The sequence below is a fragment of the Pelovirga sp. genome, assembly GCF_059864205.1.
Window position 1 is genome coordinate 1 of sequence record NZ_JCBCBS010000028.1, and the last position, 19,255, is coordinate 19,255.

Consider the following 19,255-nt stretch of genomic DNA (forward strand, 5'->3'; position numbering starts at 1 on the left):
AAACTGGTGCCGCTATACGCTGAGGTTGTACCTGGAATGCTCAAGGTTGCCGAAAAGGCGCCGTATCTTGTTTCTGTTGCTCTCTGCGCAGGCGCGTGATCAACGGCGAGAAAGTTCCCGCATCGGGAAAAGTCGTCTCCTTTTTTGAAGACCACAGCGACATCATCGTCAAAGGGCAACGCGACACAACCTAAGATGCTGATTGAATATACCTGTCCAAATCATATCTGTAATGAGATTTCCCAGTGCCCTGAATCGTTCTGTTCGGGGAGCCAATAATTCCAGGGGCTTACGGCATAACGCTGTGAGCCCCTGTTTTTTTTGTCGTAAGGCAGACGATTTTTTGTCATTTTAGGGTCAATATCTTTTTATGGAGGTGACTTGATGAGTGATTTGTTTGCTGTCGGAAACTCCTGTCGGGACGACTCAGCTTCTCCCCGTGCGGTCATTCGCATGATTGTGCAACCTGAGGTCAAGGACCTTGGCGGTTTCAGCGTCCGCCGTCTGTTGCCGGCAAAGGACATTAAATCAGTTGGGCCTGTCATCTTCTTTGATCACTTTGGCCCGGCGCAGTTTCCCCCTGGGCAGGGGATGGATGTGCGCCCCCATCCGCATATCGGGCTGGCGACCATTACCTATCTGTTTGCCGGCGAGATCCTTCATCGCGACAGTCTAAGCCATGTTCAACCGATTCGTCCTGCCGAAATTAACTGGATGACCGCCGGTCGTGGCATTTCTCATTCGGAGCGCACGCCACCAGCATTGCGCGCATCCGGACATTCGTTGCACGGGCTGCAGCTATGGGTCGCCCTGCCGGAAGATGTTGAGGAGTGCGAACCCGATTTTGTCCACTATACTGCTGAGCAGATCCCCCTCATCCAGCCGGAAGGGGTGCGACTGCGACTGATCGTCGGTGAGGCCTGGGGCGGTGTCTCGCCGGTCAAAGCGGCGTCCCCAACCCTCTATGCCGATGTTCAGATCAGCAAAGGTGCCATGTTGAAGTTGCCGGACGATGTTGCAGAGCGCGCTGTCTATGTCGTGGCTGGTGAGGTTCAGGTCCAGGGGACAACAACCATTCCTCAGCACCGTCTGGCTTTACTCAACGCCACTCCAGGGGTTGAATTGACGGCTACGACTGACAGTCGGTTGGTGGTTGTCGGCGGCAAGCCACTGGGGAAGCGCACCGTCTGGTGGAATCTTGTATCAAGTCGCAAGGAGCTGATTGAACAGGCCAAGCATGCTTGGCGCAGTGGCCGTTTTCCGCAAGTGCCGGACGAAAGTGAAAAAATCCCCGTGCCTGACGGTGAATGAAAAAACCTCAGGTTGTTGTTGGGCCCGGGTTCTTGTAGTATTGGCTTCAATGATTAATTCCTGCTTTGTTGTATCTGTTCAGCACAGGATCCCCGACCCTGTGACAACGATGGAGCTGAATGGTTACGTTTTGTTTTTGTTGTGATTTTTGCTCGAACCTGTTTCACGATGTTGTTTTAGTAAAGGGAGAGGGTATGAACACCCGGGTCGTGCGCAGTCAGGAACGAAAAAGCCGGCGTCTCAACGTTCGTTTTGGGGTCGACGATACCTCTGAAATAGCTTTTTTCGGCAACGCATCAGTTGCGGACGCCTGGATCATCACCGGTCAGCCGGAACGAGTCGGAACCTTGTTGCGCCTGTGCTTTTATCTGCCTGATGGTGATGAGGTTCTGGCGCGAGGACGGGTAAGGTGGGCCAAGAAGGTTCCAGCAAACCTGATCCGGGTGAGTAAAAATGCCGGAATGGGAGTCAGCTTTACCCGGTTTGAATCCGGTCTTTCGATTTTTTCCGACTATCTGGCGACGTTGCGTTACTGATGACCGGCCTTTTGCCATGATTAACTCGAGCGGCTACCTTCCCGTCATTACTCCTGACCTGATTCTGGCCCTGCCTGCTCACGGCGATTGGCGGATACATGCGATTTCCGAGCGACTGTCCGCCAGTCTTGGTCAGTCTGTTGGCCAACTGCAGGGGCGGCCGGCTGCCATCGCTTTTCCTGATGCTGTACCATCCCTATCGGATCTGGCGACAGAAGTCCTTGAGCAGGGGCAGGATCTTGCCGCCATCAGAATCCGATTGGTGCCACCGCAGGCAGATGTGCTGGCTGATATTCAGTTTGCCGGTTTGACCGATGATTATCAGGGGCAGTTGGTGCAGATTGTCTTGCGTCCGGCGAGTGGTGTTGCAGACATAGAAGATTTTCACCGGCTGGTTGGGGCCAGTGCCGCCATGCGTGAGGTGTTTCGCAAGATTCGCCTGTATGCTGCGTCGGATGCAACCGTGATTATTACTGGTGAGACGGGAGCAGGTAAGGAACTGGTTGCTCATGCCCTGCATTTGGAAAGCCGGCGCCACAACAAGCCATTCGCTGCTCTGAACTGTACTGCTATCAGTGAACAGTTGCTGGAATCGGAGCTCTTCGGTCACGAGCGTGGCGCTTTTACCGGCGCGGTGCGTGATCATCGTGGTTATTTTGAGCGCGCTGATGGCGGCACCCTGTTTCTTGATGAGCTCGGTGACATGCCTCTGACGACCCAGAGCAAACTCTTGCGCGTGCTGGAAGATGGCCAGGTGGTACGGGTTGGTAGCGAGGTGCCGCGCAAGGTGGATGTCCGGGTTATCGGTGCTACCAATGTCCCGTTGGAACAGGCCGTGGCTCAAAAAGCATTTCGTGCCGATTTGTATCACCGCCTGGCGGTGTTGCGGATTCACCTGCCCCCCTTGCGTGAACGTTCTGAGGATGTCCCGTTGTTGGCCGAGCGTTTTCTGGTACAGTTCGGTCAGCATTACGGCAAACCGGTCAAGCGTTTGACCGCCGAAGCCGTCCGTCTGCTGCAATCCTATCTGTGGCCGGGCAATGTTCGTGAGCTGCGCAATGTGATTGAGCGGATGGTGGTCGAATCTGAAACCGAAGCCATTGGCGCTCGCGCTTTTGCTGAATGGATTCGCGAGCGCCGGCAGTTTGCCGATGATCTGCCTGTCGCCCGTCCCACAGTCTCTTCTTCCTTCCCCCTTAGCCCCTCTTTAGCGGTGGCCCTCCCCTGGTCCGGTGCTACACAAAGTACAGCGCAAACGGCTACTGTGTCCGGAGGTAAGGGAGCAAGAAAAGATTTAAGTGCAGAAGAGATCCGCCGCGCTTACGCTGTCGCTGATGGTAATCTTTCCGCGGCGGCCCGTCATCTGGGCATCCATCGGGCCACCCTTTATCGCCATCTTCAGCGTCTTGGTCTCGAGCGCGACCAGCTTAATCCGGATTGAACCAAGAAAAAGCTGCTAGATTCAAAAATCCCGTCGGTAGAATGTTCACTTATCCATAGTGCGACGTCGCATATGTCGCACGGAGACCGCACAGCGACAGTTAATGCGACGTCGCACTTTTCCCTCCCCCGTTCACCAGTCTTTTAACATGCTGAAAATAAACATATTTTTATTTTTTAAAAGTTGGCATCTGATTTGTAATAGAGATATTGCGAAACGTCGATTTTCGGCTGGCAAATAAAAGAATCAGCGGCATTACGCCACATCAATAAAACAACAAAGAAACTAAAAAGGGAGGAAGCCATGTTGAGATTTCATCTGATGAACCCATTTGACAGTATGCAGCGTGAAGTAGAGCAATTGCTGCGAGGATTTGATCTTGATCCCGTTGTTCGCCGTGAACAGGGACGGCTCGATTTCATAATCCGTGAACAGGATCAAAAATATCTGGTGGAAGCTGCGTTGCCTGGCGTCGATGTCGAGAAGCTGGACATCCATGTTGTTGACCGCCAGTTGGTGATCAAAGGCGAATTCGCTCAGGTTGACTTGCCGGAGAATGTTCGTGTTCATCGCCAGGAGCGCAGGAGTGGATCCTTTGAGCAGAACCTGATGCTGGCCAGTAAACTTGATACCGATCATATCGCTGCGCAGTACCAGGACGGTCTCCTGAGCATCAGCATCCCTAAAGCAAAAGAGGCTCTGCCCCGGCGCATTGAGATCAAGGCCGGTTGATTGAATAGTCAGGGCCGATTGGCAAGACAACGACTGTAATTTCAACAACACAATATGAGGTATTGATATGAGCGACAAACACATGACAGCTCAACAAGTAGAACAGGCTCATCCAGTTGAGCAGGCTGTACCTGTTATCTGGGGCGCCCCGGCTGTTGATATTTTTGAGACCGACAACGAATTGCTGCTGTTGGCGAATATGCCCGGGGTGAGTGAACAGGGATTGCAGCTGGAAGTTTCCCGTGGGGTGTTAACTCTCGAAGCCGAGCGTCAAGGAACCGAAAACGGCAACAAGCACGGCTATTACCGGCAATTTAAGCTCTCCGAACGGATTGATGCGGATGCTGGTCAGGCACAACTAAAAGATGGCGTTCTCACCCTGCGGTTACCGAAAACAGAGACGGCCAAGCCAAGGAAAATAGCCGTCAACACTCTTCACTAACAGCAGCATTGTGAAGAGATGCTTGCCGCCGGGGTCCTAAGTGGCCCCGGCTTTTTTTATAAATTCCCGGCACATTAGTAATTCCGCTGATATAATTTGGCAAAAAGATGAATAAATGCCTTCAGTCTGGAGGAAGAGATGATTGATCTGAATAAAGCAACCCAGAAAGTTCAGGAAGCCTTGCAGGATGCCCAGGCTCAGGCATTGCGTTATGGTCATGCGGAAATCGACGGAGAACATCTGCTCCTCGCCTTGTGCGAGCAACCGGAGGGATTGGCTCCACGACTGTTGCAGAAAATGAACATCGCCGTAGCGGCTGTTGTAAGTGGTTTGCGTCAGGATGTTGAGTCGCGTCCGCGGGTCAGTGGTGCTGGTGCGGATACGGGTAAGTTGTACGCCAGCCGGCGCTTGAGCCAGCTGCTGTTGCAGGCCGAAACCGAGGCCAAGCAGCTCAAGGATGACTACATCAGCGTTGAACATATTCTCCTGGCCGCCACTGGTGAAGGGGAGCGGACAGCCGCCGGCCGGCTGCTGAAAAAGCTTAACGTCGACCGCAATGCTCTGCTGCAGGCACTGACCGGTATTCGCGGTAATCAGCGGGTCACCAGTCAGGATCCTGAAAATACCTATGAGGCCCTGGCCAAGTTTGGCCGCGATCTGGTCGAAGAGGCCAAAAAGGGCAAGCTCGATCCGGTCATCGGCCGCGATGAAGAGATCCGCCGGGTGATCCGTGTGCTGTCGCGCAAAACCAAGAACAACCCGGTGTTGATTGGGGAACCGGGGGTTGGTAAAACCGCGATCGTTGAAGGGTTGGCCCACCGCATTGTCCGTGGTGATGTGCCTGAGGGGCTTAAGGATAAAACCGTCTATTCCCTTGATATGGGCGCCCTGGTGGCCGGTGCCAAGTACCGTGGTGAGTTTGAGGAACGACTTAAAGCGGTACTCAAGGAGGTGCAGGACAGCCAGGGGCGGATCCTGCTGTTTATTGATGAATTGCACACCATCGTTGGTGCCGGCAAGAGCGAGGGCGCTATGGACGCCGGCAATATGCTCAAACCGCTGCTGGCACGCGGTGAACTCCACTGTATCGGTGCTACCACCCTGGATGAATATCGCCAGCATCTGGAAAAAGACCCGGCCCTGGAACGCCGCTTTCAGCCAGTGATGGTCGATCAACCCAATGTCGAGTCGACCATCAGTATCCTGCGCGGGCTCAAAGAGCGCTATGAGGTCTATCATGGCGTACGCATTCAGGATAATGCTCTGGTAGCAGCGGCGGAGCTCAGTCATCGCTATATTGCCGATCGCTTCTTGCCCGACAAGGCCATTGACCTGGTGGATGAGGCCTGTGCCACGATTCGCACCGAAATTGATTCAATGCCGGCGGAACTCGATGCCATTACCCGCCGGTTAATGCAGCTGGAGATTGAAGCGGCCGCCCTGAAAAAAGAAAAGGATGCCGCCAGCCGCGAGCGTCTGGATGCTCTGCAGAAGGAATTGGCTGAACTCAAAGAACAGGAAAAAATTTTCTCTGCCCAGTGGCAGTTGGAAAAAGGGGGGATCAAGGGGATTCAGACCCTGCGTGAGGAGATTGAGCAGGTGCGCCTGGATATTGCTGCCGCCGAGCGCAATTATGATCTCAATCGTGCCGCTGAACTCAAGCATGGCACATTACCGGAGCTGGAAAAACGCCTGCAGCAAGAGGAAGAAAAGCAGTCAGGGGGGGATCAACAGGCAAAAATGCTGCGCGAAGAAGTGACCGAAGACGAGATCGCCGAAATCGTTGCGCGCTGGACCGGCATTCCGGTCACGCGCCTGATCGAGAGTGAACGTGACAAGTTGTTGCGCCTAGACGAGATCCTCCATGAGCGGGTCATCGGTCAGAACGAAGCGGTCGAGCGCGTTGCTGATGCAGTGATCCGTGCTCGCGCCGGGGTCAAAGACCCGCGCCGTCCCATCGGGTCTTTTATCTTTCTGGGGCCGACCGGGGTTGGCAAAACAGAGCTTGCTCGCACCCTGGCCGCTGCCCTGTTTGACAGCGAAGATAATATGATACGCATCGACATGTCAGAGTATATGGAGAAGCATGCGGTCAGTCGCCTGCTAGGTGCCCCTCCCGGCTATATCGGCTACGAGGAAGGTGGCCAGCTGACCGAAGCGGTAAGGCGCAAACCCTACTCGGTGGTATTGTTCGATGAAATTGAAAAGGCCCATCCGGACGTTTTTAATGTGCTGTTGCAGATTCTTGATGATGGCCGTGCTACCGATGCCAAGGGACGCACGGTGAGCTTTAAAAATACCGTGATTATTATGACCTCGAATATTGCATCGCATTACTTGCTCGAGGGTATTAAAGACGGAGAAATACCGCAGGTGGTTCAGGATCAGGTTGAACAGGAATTGCGGCGCAGCTTCCGACCGGAATTTCTTAATCGCATTGATGACATCATCATTTTTAAACCGCTGGCTCTTGATGAAATCAGGCAGATTGTTTACCTGCTGGTGGAGGATTTGCGTAAGCGCCTGCAAGAGCAGCGTCTGGAGTTGGAGTTGACAGAAGCTGCGGTCGATCACATCGCCACCAGCGGCTATGATCCGGTCTATGGCGCCCGCCCCCTTAAGCGCTATATTCAGCACCAGCTTGAGACCCTTATCGGTCGCGCGTTGATCCGCGGCGACATGACGGCGGGTGGTAGGGTTCTTGTTGACTTTAGCAACGGGGTGCTCGACGTCAGGCTACAGGCAGCACCATGAAAATCGACTCTAACAGGTCGAAAAAACTTGCCAAACGTGGATCTGCAACTATAATGGGACTAAAGCAGTAATAATTGACCCGTTAACCGTTAAGGAGGGCAATATGCGAATAGATATACTCTGTAGGCCGGACAAACCGGAAAGCTGTCAGGGGACCATGGACAATGTCCGTCAAGCCCTTGAACAGCTTGGCGTCAAGGCCGAGGTTCACCAGTACAGTGACTCGCGTAAAATGATTGACAACCGGATTTATGTGGTGCCGGCATTGTTGATTGATGATCAGGTTCGTATCGCCGGACGTGTCCCGAAGGTGGAGGAAATTATCAATTTTATTGTTGAGCGACCGCGCTACCTGAGAGATACCGCTGAGGTTGCGTAATCTCCCGACAGGCACGAAAAACATCATCAAAGGCTCCTGTGGATCATCCTCAGGAGCCTTTACTTTTTGAGGCGTTCGCGCTACCGTAACTCCTCATTATGGAGGAATAATAATGCCAAAAGTGCTGCTTGTTGATGATGTTGATCTGTTTCTTGAGCTTGAGCGCTCATACCTTGAAGGCTGTGGTTACGAACTGCTGACCGCCTCCTCGGGTGAAGAAGCCCTCAACCGCCTCGACAAGGTGGCGCCCGATATTCTTCTGCTTGATTTCTACATGCCGGGGATCAATGGTGACGATGTTTGTCGTACCATCCGTCGTAACTCCCGCTGGCACCGGTTGCCGATACTGATGGTCACTGCCGCCGGTAAACCCGAAGAGGTGCAGAAATGTCTTGATGCCGGCTGTGATGATTATATCACCAAACCGGTCAACAAGCTGGAATTGCGGGAAAAAGTTGCCCGCTTGCTTGGTGAGATCAAGCGCCGGACCACTGATCGGGTGGAGGTTGATCTGCCGATTAAGCTGGATGATGGGACCGCAACTCACCAGGGACGAGCCGAGGATCTGTCAGTGACCGGTGCGCGCATCTGTTGCTCCGTTGATCTGGAAGAAAACTCTACCATCAAGATTGCCGTTCAGCTGCCGGAAGGAGAAATCCTCTCCCTCCATGGCCGCGTCAAGCGCATGGCCGCCAGCACCGTCGATAAAAAGGGGGTCTACTTTATCCACCCCGATCAGCACAGCAAGCAAGCCCTTGATCGTCTGGTGCGTTTAAAAAAGCTCGAGGCGCTGCGTCGGGAGGGGGTCGATACGAATCTGTGTCAACGCCTTGCCGCATTGGAGGACGAATGCTCACGCTTGCGGCGTGAGCAAGACGAAGCAATGCAGCGGATCGGAGAACTGGAAGAGGAAAATCTCGATTTTGCCAACCAGCTGGTGAAGGTGGAGCAGGTCAACAATAACCTGACCAATCTCTATCTGGCCTCGTCACGCCTGCATTCTACCCTTGATCGCGATGAGACCCTCGATATTATCAAAGAGGTTGTAATTAACTTTGTTGGTGCAGAGAAATTCGCGATCTTGCTCTACAACAGGGCAAGCAACGAACTCTTTTTCGAAACGGGAGAGGGGTTTGAAGAATCGGCAGCTTTTCCGGTGATCAGTGCCGTAGATGGGATTTTGGGGGAGGTTGTCAATGACGGCGAAAACTATTTCAGCAGTGGCTCCATTGTGGATGGCTCCGATGATTTGCTGGCGCCGATTGTTGCCATTCCGCTGAAAACCCAGCAGCATCTGATCGGGGTACTGGCGGTTTACCGGCTATTTATTCAGAAGGAGCAGCTCGAGTCCATCGATTACCAGCTTTTCTCCATGCTTGGTGAACATGCCGCCACGGCCTTGTTTTCCTCTTCCCTCTATGCCAAATCAGAGCGCAAGCGCCAGACCTATGAAGGGTTTGTTGATCTGCTCACTAAATGATGTTACGCAGCAGAAACTTGCCAGTTGTTTATCGGCGTCTCCGGATGAAACTAGGTTCAGGTAACCGGCAGCAGAATCCCCTGTTCAACCGCTCGTATTGCCATCTCTTCGCCATCCTGAGGATCAAGCTGACGCAGCAGGGTGTTGCCGCTTTGTGCCGTTGTTGCCAGCTGCAGCATCCGCGCAACAGAATCATCCAGTGTTTCGACGATCATCTCCCCTGCCATCCGCAGGAGCAAGCGTTGTCCCGGTTCCTGTTGCAGCCGCTTGACTGTTTTAGCCAATGATTCTTCTCCCAGGGTCTCCAGATCAGCCGGATCGTAATGAAAAAAATGCAGGAAAACAGCAGGATTAAGTCGCCAGCAGGCTTTTGCGAAGGCCGTCGGGCTGATATGTGTCACGGCTGGATGGCAGTCGTCGCCGAGAAGAATTTCGGCACAAAGATAGTGAAAGTGCAGCAGATCTTCGATCAGTGGAATCAACTGGTAGTGCTTTTGGCGACGGCACTGTTCGCGGCAGAAGTCACGTTGCAAAGGGAGAATCCTGCCCGGCGTCCAGGCTTCAACGTCAATAAGCTGCGTTTGGGTGCATTTTTTTTCTGCTATCAGCCAATCGCCAAACTGCTGAAGCAACGTGGCCGGGGAAGTATTGAACAGGTCGCACAGTGGCGGGAAGAAGCCGACCGCCCGCCCGCGGTTGTAGAAGATGTCGGTGGCAGCAGCAAGCACACGGCTCTGTTCGATCTGTTCGGCCGGATAGCTGGTGGTCGCTGTAACCAGATAAGGCGGAGTGCCCAGGGCACAGAGGCCAAATTCACCATGGCGACGGTGCAGATCGGTACCCGGTAACACGGCGAGCGGGAAGATGTCGACCTGGTTGGGCTGTTGTTCCAGGGCAAAGTCGAGGCTGCGGCAGAACCCCTGGTGGTTGTCACCGGGCAGCCCGTAGATCAGATCGAGACCAAAAACGATGCCGGCCAGATTGAGTTGGTGTAACACCTGGCGCATCTGCCGGCGATTGATGCGGCGCTGCAAGGGCTTGAGGATTTCTGCGTGCACCGATTGCAGGCCAATCTGTACGGAGCAGGAGAGCTGTGCCAGCAGTTCAATGGTGCGGCGGTCGAGCAGGTCGGCCTTGGCTTCAATGTGGTAGTGAACCTGTGGGGCGACATCAAGGAGTAATTGCAGGAGGTCATGACCGCGTTGGGTCGGGGCATTGAAGGTTGAATCGAGAATCCAGATCTGGCTTACTCCGGACTCAGCAAACAATTCCAGTTCCCGGCGCAATCGTTCTGCAGGAAAAGGGCGCACCCCCTGATGCCCCTTGGCATCGTAACAGAAGGAACAGTTGAAGTGGCAGCCCCGGGCAACCTCCCACAGGACACCGCAGCCGGGCTCAAGCGGCAGAACCCCGGTCAGCCAGGGTGATGGCAGGGCGGCCAGATCGGGACAGGTGGCCACAGGCGGATTTGCCATGGGCGCGGTGGCACTGATAAAGCCGTCAATGCCCGCAATCAGGCGGCCACAATTCAAGGAATCGAGCAGGGTGGCAAAGGCCAGCTCGCCCTCGCCACGAATAACACCGTCAAGACATCCCGCGCTGATCAGCTCAGCACAATTGCCGGCGGTTTCCGGGCCACCGGCAAGCAGGAAAAGTTGCGGTTGTGAGCTTCGCAATCGGCGCGCCAGTTGCAGCATTGCTGAACGATTCCACAACGACAGGGAAAAAGCGATCACATCGGGTTGCTTGGCCAGCAGCTGCCGGCAGACCAGATCGATGTCAAGGGGTGGGTAAAGGTTGATGATATCTGTCTGCTGCTGCAATTCGCCAGGCAGGGCGGCTCTGATGCAGGCCGCGGCGAGGGGAACGGCCTGAGCAGACTCGCGGACATGTTGGGTGACAATGAGGGTGCGCATGAGCTTCGAACAATCTCGCCGATAAAGCGCAAAGGTATCTGTTCAACACCGGGCCTTTGAATCCTATGTCAAGGGACGCGATTGTTTCCCGTTGGGTCATCCGTGACCGCTTGTTGTCGCCGTCCATGGCGACAAACACCCTTGCCACAGGATCCCCGACCCGGTGCGAAGGACAGCAGTTGAATAGTTACGCGCAAAGATTAGGTGGTTAATTTTTAAATCGTACCTTGATCCGGGGTTTTCCCTCACGAATATCTACACTGAACTCCACCGGCTTATCTCCGTAGCGGTTGCGAATCTGTTCGCGTTGATTGTCGAGAAAAGAAGCAATTTTCTCCGGGCCTGGTCCCTCGCCGGCAAGGCCACAGTTTTTCCGCGCCTGCTGCATCTGCTCGTAAAGTTGGTCGACTTCACTTGGTGGAGCCGGCGTGCCGTCAGATTTCTGCGGCGCTGCGGGTTTGCGTTGCAGTTTGCTGGTGTGACGATGGTACTTGCCTTCGTCCATCAGGCGCAGAATACGATCCCAGTACTGGCAGTACGACATGAAACGCGAGGCGAGGCCCTGGTAACGGAATTGCAAGTCGGTCCAGACAATATGGCGATGGGTAAAGTGACGTACCTTGTGCGCCAGGGCTTTGCGGTCGGCGTTCGGTTCCCGCCGCTCAATGCCGGCAAAATACTGCTCGTAGCGAATCTCCAGCTCTTTTAACAGCTGCTGCATCGCGTCAAGTTCATGAGCTATTGTGCGGCGATCGTCCATGGTCATTCCCCCTTTGCAGAGCCAAACTATACGTCAGCATCGAACAATTGTAAATAATGTGCCATCTTTCTGCCATAACAGCCGGGATGGTGCTTGACTTGGGACAAAGCCTTTCGGGATAATTATGCGTTTATATGAAAATATCTGACAGGGGTAAGAAAAGAGACTTTTTCAACTTCCTGCGAACCCAAGGGGGTATCTATGAGTCATCAATTGGCGGCTGTTGTTCTCGCCGCCGGCAAGGGCACGCGGATGCGTTCGGCGGCACCGAAGGTGTTACATCCTTTATGCGGGCGACCGATGCTTTATTATCCGCTGGAGTCGGCACGACAAGCGGGCTTTGGTCAGCTTAAGGTGGTTATTGGGCATGGTGCTGACCAGGTCAGGGAAGCATTTTCTCAGCAACAGATCGACTGGGTTGAGCAGACCAGCCAACTGGGCACCGGTCACGCGCTGATGTGTGCTGCCGATTCGTTACGCGGCTATGCCGGTCCGCTGTTGCTGCTGTGTGGCGATGTTCCCTTGCTTAAACCCGAAACGGTGCAGCGGCTCTATGAGTATCATCGTCACGAGGAAGCGGCGGTGACGGTACTCAGTGCGCGCATGGCTGATCCCTATGGCTATGGCAGGATCATCCGTGACGGCGAACAGATTCTCGGCATTGTCGAGGAAAAGGATGCCGACGAAGATCAACGTCTGGTGAGTGAGATCAATTCCGGCACCTATCTGTTTGATGCCGCTTTTGTTCTTTCTGCCCTGGAGGGATTAACTAAAAACAATGCCCAGGGGGAATATTATCTGACCGATGTTGTTGCGGCAGCGACAGCCGCCGGCAAAACAACCCGCGCCCTGTGTGTTGAGGATGCGACCGAGGTGATGGGGATCAATGATCGCCGCCAGTTGGCTGAGGCCGAGGTGCTGATGCGCTGGAAGATCAATGCTGATCTGCTCTATGCCGGAGTGACCATGATCGATCCGACTACCGTCTATATCGATGACGGCGTTGAGCTCGGCAGCGACATCCTGATCCACCCCAACGTTCATCTCCACGGCAAAACCACCATCGGCAGTCACTGTATTATCGAGACCGGCGTGGTGGTGACCGACTCACGCATTGCTGCCGGCAGCCATCTCAAAACCGGCTCGGTGATTGAAGGATCGGATATCGGCCCCGACTGCATTATCGGTCCCATGGCTCATCTGCGCCCCGGCACACAGCTGGCCGGCCGCAACAAGATCGGCAACTATGTCGAAACCAAAAAGGCGGTCCTCGGAGAAGGTTCCCAGGCCAGCCATCTCACCTACATCGGTGATGCCGAGGTCGGACGCAATGTCAATTTTGGCTGTGGCACCATCACCTGCAACTACGACGGCGTTAACAAGCACAAGACCACTATCGAGGACGATGTCTTCATCGGTAGCGACACCCAGTTCATTGCCCCGGTTCATATCGGTCGCAACAGTCTGATTGCCGCCGGCTCGACTATTACTAACGATGTGCCTGCCGATGCCCTTGCCCTCTCCCGAGTGGAACAAAAGGTGATCGAAGGCTGGCGTTTGCGTCAACAGAAAAAATCCTGACGAAGGGATCTCTATGTGTGGAATTGTTGGATACATCGGTGCGCAACAGGCTTCGCCGATTATTTTAGATGGACTGCGGCGGCTCGAATATCGCGGTTATGATTCGGCCGGCATCTGCACCCTGGAGGATGGTTTGGCCCAGATTCGCCGCGCCCAGGGCAAGCTTCTCAATCTGGAGAGTCTTCTCCACGATCATCCGGCCCGCGGCACCCGCGGCATCGGCCATACCCGCTGGGCCACCCACGGGCGCCCTTCGGAGATCAATGCTCATCCCCATCGCGCCGGTAATATCGTCCTGGTGCACAACGGCATCATCGAGAATTACATCAGTCTCAAGGGCCAGCTGCAGGAGCTCGGACATCAGTTCAGCTCTGAAACCGATACGGAAATCATCGCCCATCTGGTTGAGGAACATTATCGCGCCAGTGGTGATTTTGAGCAGGCAGTGCGTCAGGCCCTGACCGAGGTCAAGGGCGCCTATGCGGTGGCGATACTCTGTATTGACGAACCGGACAAGCTGATCGCCGCCAAGCTCGGCTCGCCCCTGGTGGTTGGCCAGGGGGAAGGAGAATATTTTGTTGCCTCCGATATTCCGGCCATGCTTTCTCACACCCGTGAGATGATATTTCTCGAAGATGGGGAGATGGTGGTATTTACTCCTTGGGCCATGCGTTTTACCGATCTGGCTGGAAATCCCCTGAACAAGCAGAGCAAAACCATCACCTGGAGCCCGACCATGGCGGAAAAAGGGGGCTACCGCCATTTCATGCTCAAGGAAATCTACGAGCAGCCACGCGCCCTCGCCGACACCATTGCCGGGCGCGCCCTGGTTGAAGAGGGGGATGTTTACCTTGAGGACCTCGGCCTCGATGAAACTCAGTTGGCGGGGCTGGAAAAAATCTTCATCATTGCCTGCGGTACCTCCTGGCATGCCGGACTGGTGGGCAAATTCTATCTCGAAAAGATTGCCCGGATAGCGGTAGAAATCGATATCGCCAGCGAGTTCCGCTACCGTGATCCGATCATCCCGGCGAACAGCCTGACCATTCTCATCAGTCAGAGTGGTGAGACCGCCGATACCCTGGCCGCCCTGCGTGAAGCCCACGGCAAGGGGGGAAAGACCCTGTGTATCTGCAACGTTGTTGACTCCTCAATCGCCCGTGAGAGTGACGGCATTATCTATACCCATGCCGGCCCGGAAATCGGAGTCGCCTCGACCAAGGCTTTTACCACCCAGCTGGTAGCCCTGTATCTGCTGGCCTTAAAGCTCGGTCGGATCCGCCGCAGTTTAAGCGCCGCCGACTGTCAGGCGCGGCTGGCTGATCTGCTGGAACTGCCGCGTAAAATCGAGGAAACCCTCGAACTCGATGGTTATATCGAAAAACTGGCGCGCGATTTTGCCGGGGCCCGTGATTTCCTCTATCTGGGGCGCGGTAATCTCTATCCTATCGCCCTTGAAGGAGCCCTCAAACTCAAGGAAATCTCCTACATTCACGCCGAAGGCTACCCCGCCGGCGAGATGAAGCACGGACCCATTGCCCTGATTGATGAAGAGCTGCCGGTGGTCGTGCTGGTGCCGCGCAATTCCACCTACGACAAGGTTGTCTCCAATATGGAGGAGGTCTGCGCCCGTGGCGGTCAGGTTATTGCTGTGGTTAGCGGTGATGACGAAGAGCTGCTCGACAAGGTTGCGGCGCTGATTTCCGTACCTGAGGTCGATGAAGATCTGCTCCCCATTGTTACTTCGGTCCCCATGCAGTTGCTCGCTTACTATATTGCTGTGCTTAAAGGAACCGACGTTGATCAGCCCAGAAACCTGGCCAAGTCTGTCACGGTAGAATAAAGAGGTCGTTTTGTCTTTTCCCCTCGCGCGCAAGTTACGCTCGGCCATTCAGATGTTGCTCGAGCGCCTTAAGGTCAGCGAAAATACTTTTTTAATCATCCTTGCGGTGATCATCGGCATGCTTGGTGGCTTTGGCAACTATGTGTTCCGCATGACCATCGAACTGGTGCACTGGCTGGTGGTGGAACAGACCTTTGATCTGTTTAATATTTCCACTGACGAGTGGTCGCTGCAGCGGGTGCTGGTGATGTTCATGCCGGCGATTGGTGGTTTGTTGCTGATTCCTTTATGGCTTCTCTTTCCCAAGGACCTTAAAGGGGGATTTTCCTCCTTCCTCGTCAATGTCAACCTGCGTGGCGCCAAGCTGCCTTTCAGGCCGCTGTTTACCAAGGGGCTGGCGTCGGCGATCACCCTGGGAACCGGTGGCAGTGCTGGTCAGGAAGGGCCGATTGCGGTGATCGGTGGCACCATTGGTAGCCAGTTTGGTAAGTCCTTCCGCATGAGTACAGAACGGATCAAGGTGCTGGTGGCCTGTGGGGCGGCAGCCGGGGTGGCGGCTACCTTCAATGCGCCGATTGCCGGGGTGTTTTTTGCTACCGAGATTGTCTTGTTGTCCTCTTACGGCCTCGCCAGCTTTACCTCGATTGTCATTGCCAGCGGCATGGCAACGGTTGTTTCGCGGGCGCTGCTCGGCGACATCTCAGAGATTGTTGCCCCGCCCTATGTCATGGGCAGCCTGTGGGAGCTTGGATTCTATGTGCTCCTCGGTATTTTTATCGGTGGCCTGGCGGCCGGCTTTATCGATCTGCATTATAAAATCAAGGATCGGATTGAGGCGATTAATCTGCCGCACCTGATCAAACCGTTTCTTGGCGGTCTCGCTGTCGGTGTCATCGGTATCGGACTGCCCCAGGTATTCGGCAACGGCTATGAATTTATCAGCGAAGTGGTGATCGGCCAGCACAGCTGGTACCTGCTCGGACTGCTGGTGATTGCCAAGATGGTTGCTACCTCGATTACCCTCGGTTCAGGAATGCCGGGCGGACTCTTTGCCCCCTGTCTGTTTTTAGGTGCGGTGTTTGGCGGAGCCTACGGCCATCTGCTCGAGATCTTGTTCCCCGGTAGCGCCCTATCACCCGGGGCATATGCCCTGGTCGGGATGGGAGCCTTTCTGGCGGCGGCGACCCATGCGCCGATGACAGCGATCTTTATGCTGTTTGAGATTACCGACAGCTACGAGGTCATCGTACCGATCATGCTGACCTGCGTCATTGGCACCTCCATTGCCCGGCGTTTCAAAAAAGACAGCCTCGAAACTTTTGAGCTTACCCGTGTCGGCATCGATCTCGAAGCGGGCAAAGAGCGTAACATCATGAAGGCGATCCAGGTCAGCGAGGTGATGCGTTATCCGGTCGAAACCATTCCGGAAGGGATGAGCCTGGGGGATTTTGCCCGCTTTGTCGAACAGACCTCCCACAGTAACTTCCCCCTGGTGAATGAGGTGGGGGAATTGACCGGCATCATCTCGGTGCAGGATTTTATGGGGGTGGTGTTCGAAAAGGAGCTGATGGATCTGGTCGTGGTCAAGGAGTTGGCAACCACCGACGTGATTACCGTCCATGCCGATGAAAATCTCGACGATGCCATGCGCAAGATCGGCTACCGCAATATCGAACAGTTGCCGGTGGTTGATCGTAAAACCCACCGCAAGATCTATGGTATCGTCTCGCGCCGTGACATGATTTCTGCCTATAACCGGGCGTTGATGAATCGCACCCTCGGGGAAGAACAGGCATGACCAGCGATTTACTGACAACCCTCAACGAACCGCAGCAGCAGGCGGTACTCCATGAGGGGGCGGCGTTATTACTCCTCGCCGGAGCCGGTTCGGGCAAGACCCGCGCCCTGACCCACCGTGTCGCCCATCTCATTCATCTGCGCGATGTGCCGCCGTGGCGGATCATGGCGGTGACCTTCACCAACAAGGCTGCGGCGGAGATGCGCGCGCGCCTCGAAGTGCTCCTCGGCCAGGACAGGCTCCCCTGGGTGGCAACCTTTCATGCCAGCTGTGTACGGATTCTGCGCCAGGAAATTGAGCACCTGGGTTACAGCCGTGATTTCACTATCTATGACGATCAGGATCAACTGCGCCTGCTGCGCGAGCTGCTCAAAGAGAACAAGATTCCGGAAAAGGATCTCAAACCCCGCGCCCTGGCAGCTTTTATCGATCATGCCAAGAATCGCGGCTTGACCCCACAGGCCTGTGCCCACCAGCAGATTGAAGATCCCGGCTTGATCGAACTTTACCGCCGCTATCAGCAGCGCTTGAAACAGGGCAACGCCCTTGATTTTGGTGATTTGCTGCTGCTGACCGTCCAGTTGTTTGAGGAGGTTGGCGCCGTTCGCACGCGCTGGCAGGAGCGCTTTGCCCATTTGCTGATTGATGAATTTCAGGATACCAATCGGGTCCAGTACCGGCTGATGCAGCTGTTGACCGGGCCGCACACCCATCTGTGTGTGGTGGGTGATGACGATCAGTCGATCTACCGCTGGCGCGGCGCCGAAGTCGCCAATATCCTCGGTTTTGACCGCGATTACGCCGACACACGGATTATCCGTCTGGAACAGAACTATCGCTCGACACGGACGATTCTTGACGCCGCCACGGCGGTGGTGGAGAAAAACAGCGACCGGCGCGCCAAAAAACTCTGGACCGACAACCCGGCCGGGGAAGCGATCCATCTGGAAACATCCGCCGATGATCTGGACGAAGCACGTTTTGTCGCCAGCGAAGTAAGTCGGTTGCAGCGCCAGGGGGAGTCTTTACGCGACATCGCCGTATTTTATCGCACCAACGCCCAGTCGCGGGTACTTGAAGAAGCCCTGCGCGGTCAACGGATTCCCTATGCCATGTTTGGCGGGGTGAAATTTTATTCCCGTCAAGAGGTCAAGGATGCCCTCTGCTACCTGCGGGTGTTGGTCAATCCGGCTGATGGCATGGCCGCACGGCGCATCATCAACACCCCGGCGCGCGGGATTGGCGCGGTTACCATCGAGCGGATTGTTGAGCTTGAGACGGAAGCCGGTGGTTTCATGGCGGCCTGTCGCCTGGCACTGGAGCGAAACCGTCTCAGTGGTGCAGCGGCGCAGCGGGTCGAGGGTTTTGTCGAATTGCTGGAAGATTTTCGTCAGCGCCTGGGGCGCTTACCATTGGCCCAGCTGATGGCGCAAATCCTGCAGGATTGTGGTTACACTCCCGCACTGCAGGAAGAGGCACAGCAGGCCCTGAATGCCGACGGTCGCCAGGAGGCCAAAGGGCGGCTGGATAACCTTGAACAGCTGTTGGCGGGGATGGAAGAGCACAGCTCCAAGGGTGGTAGCCTGCAGGATTATCTCGAGCAGGTTGCCCTGATGACCGACCTCGATCAGCACGACCCAACCATCGAGCGCGTCACCTTGATGACCTTGCACTCTGCCAAAGGGCTGGAATATCCCCTGGTTTTTATCACCGGCATGGAGGAGGGGCTGTTTCCCCACTCCCGTTCCGGCAGCGGCAGTGCTGACCTCGATGAGGAGCGACGGCTCTGCTATGTCGGCATGACCCGGGCGATGCGCAAACTTTATCTGTCCCATGCCCGGCGGCGCCGGGTTTACGGCACCTGGCAATTCAATGCACCCAGCCGTTTTCTTGCCGATATTCCAGCGACGTTGCTTGCCGGGTACCGCGCCGCGCTAGCGCCTACGACAGCCGCCAACGCTGCTCCAGCGCCACGGTCAGCGGCGCACAATCTGGCCGGGCTGGCCGATCTGGTCGCAGCAGAAGAAATGGATCAGTCAGCCGAAATGATCACCCGGCAGCCGGCAGCTCGGCCGACCCCCGCGCCGACAGATCATCCCGCTGATACAGGAGGTTTGCGTTTAGGGGCCCGGGTACGTCATCTCAAGTTCGGTCCCGGTGTTGTCCGGCGGCTTGAAGGCAGTGGTGATCAACAGAAAGTGACGGTGTATTTCAATTCCGTCGGGACCAAGAAATTATTGCTCAAATTCGCCGGCCTGATGCCGGGTTGACAAAAGAGGGTT

General features: G+C 55.2%; 15 protein-coding genes. 13 read left to right on the forward strand and 2 right to left on the reverse strand.

Annotation, left to right across the window (positions count from 1 at the left end; translation table 11 throughout):
• The first annotated feature begins 384 nt into the window (after nucleotides 1-384).
• The 8 genes from AC6F7T_RS01765 to AC6F7T_RS01800 all read left to right on the forward strand — a co-directional run bounded on the left by AC6F7T_RS01765 (nucleotide 385) and on the right by AC6F7T_RS01800 (nucleotide 9,075).
• Nucleotides 385-1,311 carry a pirin family protein gene (locus AC6F7T_RS01765; protein ID WP_500716254.1) on the forward strand — a complete coding sequence of 309 codons (927 nt, stop codon included), beginning with the start codon at nucleotides 385-387 and terminating at the stop codon, nucleotides 1,309-1,311.
• Nucleotides 1,312-1,505: 194 nt separating this feature from the next.
• The gene (locus tag AC6F7T_RS01770; protein ID WP_500716255.1) at nucleotides 1,506-1,847 is read left to right on the forward strand and encodes a hypothetical protein; all 342 of its coding nucleotides are present in this window, start codon (nucleotides 1,506-1,508) and stop codon (nucleotides 1,845-1,847) included.
• A gap of 16 nt (nucleotides 1,848-1,863) precedes the next feature.
• Entirely contained in the window at nucleotides 1,864-3,288 is a 1,425-nt protein-coding gene (locus AC6F7T_RS01775) for a sigma 54-interacting transcriptional regulator (RefSeq protein ID WP_500716256.1), read from the forward strand.
• A 303-nt stretch (nucleotides 3,289-3,591) separates the two neighbouring features.
• Nucleotides 3,592-4,020 (forward strand): Hsp20 family protein, encoded by a 429-nt coding sequence (locus AC6F7T_RS01780; RefSeq protein ID WP_500716257.1) that lies wholly within the window; start codon nucleotides 3,592-3,594, stop codon nucleotides 4,018-4,020.
• Nucleotides 4,021-4,087: 67 nt separating this feature from the next.
• Nucleotides 4,088-4,462, forward strand: a complete 375-nt coding sequence (locus tag AC6F7T_RS01785) for an Hsp20 family protein (RefSeq protein ID WP_500716258.1) — start codon at nucleotides 4,088-4,090, stop codon at nucleotides 4,460-4,462.
• 138 nt (nucleotides 4,463-4,600) lie between these two features.
• A complete protein-coding gene (gene clpB, locus AC6F7T_RS01790; protein ID WP_500716259.1) occupies nucleotides 4,601-7,216 on the forward strand; it encodes an ATP-dependent chaperone ClpB in 2,616 nt (871 codons plus the stop codon).
• Nucleotides 7,217-7,319: 103 nt separating this feature from the next.
• Nucleotides 7,320-7,595 carry a thioredoxin family protein gene (locus AC6F7T_RS01795; RefSeq protein ID WP_500716260.1) on the forward strand — a complete coding sequence of 92 codons (276 nt, stop codon included), beginning with the start codon at nucleotides 7,320-7,322 and terminating at the stop codon, nucleotides 7,593-7,595.
• 112 nt (nucleotides 7,596-7,707) lie between these two features.
• Complete coding sequence (locus tag AC6F7T_RS01800; RefSeq protein WP_500716261.1) at nucleotides 7,708-9,075, forward strand: response regulator; 1,368 nt, start codon at nucleotides 7,708-7,710, stop codon at nucleotides 9,073-9,075.
• A gap of 56 nt (nucleotides 9,076-9,131) precedes the next feature.
• Here AC6F7T_RS01800 and AC6F7T_RS01805 read toward each other — a convergent pair whose 3' ends face one another.
• Nucleotides 9,132-10,991 (reverse strand): radical SAM protein, encoded by a 1,860-nt coding sequence (locus AC6F7T_RS01805; protein WP_500716262.1) that lies wholly within the window; start codon nucleotides 10,989-10,991, stop codon nucleotides 9,132-9,134.
• 65 nt (nucleotides 10,992-11,056) lie between these two features.
• Here AC6F7T_RS01805 and AC6F7T_RS01810 point away from each other — a divergent pair, with 65 nt between their 5' ends.
• Nucleotides 11,057-11,203 carry a hypothetical protein gene (locus AC6F7T_RS01810; protein WP_500716263.1) on the forward strand — a complete coding sequence of 49 codons (147 nt, stop codon included), beginning with the start codon at nucleotides 11,057-11,059 and terminating at the stop codon, nucleotides 11,201-11,203.
• Here the strand turns inward: AC6F7T_RS01810 and AC6F7T_RS01815 are convergent.
• On the reverse strand, nucleotides 11,200-11,751 hold the full coding sequence (locus AC6F7T_RS01815; protein ID WP_500716264.1) for an MXAN_5187 C-terminal domain-containing protein: 552 nt from the start codon (nucleotides 11,749-11,751) through the stop codon (nucleotides 11,200-11,202). The two genes, AC6F7T_RS01810 and AC6F7T_RS01815, sit on opposite strands and share 4 nt — an antisense overlap.
• 201 nt (nucleotides 11,752-11,952) lie before the next feature.
• Here AC6F7T_RS01815 and glmU point away from each other — a divergent pair, with 201 nt between their 5' ends.
• From glmU to AC6F7T_RS01835, 4 genes are read left to right on the forward strand one after another with little or no spacing between them, the layout of a single operon-like run.
• Complete coding sequence (gene glmU / locus AC6F7T_RS01820) at nucleotides 11,953-13,332, forward strand: bifunctional UDP-N-acetylglucosamine diphosphorylase/glucosamine-1-phosphate N-acetyltransferase GlmU (protein WP_500716265.1); 1,380 nt, start codon at nucleotides 11,953-11,955, stop codon at nucleotides 13,330-13,332.
• A gap of 13 nt (nucleotides 13,333-13,345) precedes the next feature.
• Nucleotides 13,346-15,175, forward strand: coding sequence for a glutamine--fructose-6-phosphate transaminase (isomerizing) (glmS, locus tag AC6F7T_RS01825; RefSeq protein WP_500716266.1), 1,830 nt, complete (start codon nucleotides 13,346-13,348; stop codon nucleotides 15,173-15,175).
• Nucleotides 15,176-15,185: 10 nt separating this feature from the next.
• Nucleotides 15,186-16,973, forward strand: coding sequence for a chloride channel protein (locus AC6F7T_RS01830; RefSeq protein ID WP_500716267.1), 1,788 nt, complete (start codon nucleotides 15,186-15,188; stop codon nucleotides 16,971-16,973).
• Nucleotides 16,970-19,243, forward strand: a complete 2,274-nt coding sequence (locus AC6F7T_RS01835) for a UvrD-helicase domain-containing protein (RefSeq protein ID WP_500716268.1) — start codon at nucleotides 16,970-16,972, stop codon at nucleotides 19,241-19,243. The genes AC6F7T_RS01830 and AC6F7T_RS01835 overlap by 4 nt, the downstream gene beginning before the upstream one ends.
• Nucleotides 19,244-19,255 lie beyond the last annotated feature (12 nt).

Excerpts from the sequence above, each read along its gene's own strand:
- AC6F7T_RS01765 (WP_500716254.1), top strand. The coding sequence starts at position 385 with ATGAGTGATTTGTTTGCTGTCGGAAACTCCTGTCGGGACGACTCAGCT.
- AC6F7T_RS01770 (WP_500716255.1), top strand. The coding sequence starts at position 1,506 with ATGAACACCCGGGTCGTGCGCAGTCAGGAACGAAAAAGCCGGCGTCTC.
- AC6F7T_RS01775 (WP_500716256.1), top strand. The coding sequence starts at position 1,864 with ATGATTAACTCGAGCGGCTACCTTCCCGTCATTACTCCTGACCTGATT.
- AC6F7T_RS01780 (WP_500716257.1), top strand. The coding sequence starts at position 3,592 with ATGTTGAGATTTCATCTGATGAACCCATTTGACAGTATGCAGCGTGAA.
- AC6F7T_RS01785 (WP_500716258.1), top strand. The coding sequence starts at position 4,088 with ATGAGCGACAAACACATGACAGCTCAACAAGTAGAACAGGCTCATCCA.
- clpB (WP_500716259.1), top strand. The coding sequence starts at position 4,601 with ATGATTGATCTGAATAAAGCAACCCAGAAAGTTCAGGAAGCCTTGCAG.
- AC6F7T_RS01795 (WP_500716260.1), top strand. The coding sequence starts at position 7,320 with ATGCGAATAGATATACTCTGTAGGCCGGACAAACCGGAAAGCTGTCAG.
- AC6F7T_RS01800 (WP_500716261.1), top strand. The coding sequence starts at position 7,708 with ATGCCAAAAGTGCTGCTTGTTGATGATGTTGATCTGTTTCTTGAGCTT.
- AC6F7T_RS01805 (WP_500716262.1), bottom strand. The coding sequence starts at position 10,991 with ATGCGCACCCTCATTGTCACCCAACATGTCCGCGAGTCTGCTCAGGCC.
- AC6F7T_RS01810 (WP_500716263.1), top strand. The coding sequence starts at position 11,057 with ATGTCAAGGGACGCGATTGTTTCCCGTTGGGTCATCCGTGACCGCTTG.
- AC6F7T_RS01815 (WP_500716264.1), bottom strand. The coding sequence starts at position 11,751 with ATGGACGATCGCCGCACAATAGCTCATGAACTTGACGCGATGCAGCAG.
- glmU (WP_500716265.1), top strand. The coding sequence starts at position 11,953 with ATGAGTCATCAATTGGCGGCTGTTGTTCTCGCCGCCGGCAAGGGCACG.
- glmS (WP_500716266.1), top strand. The coding sequence starts at position 13,346 with ATGTGTGGAATTGTTGGATACATCGGTGCGCAACAGGCTTCGCCGATT.
- AC6F7T_RS01835 (WP_500716268.1), top strand. The coding sequence starts at position 16,970 with ATGACCAGCGATTTACTGACAACCCTCAACGAACCGCAGCAGCAGGCG.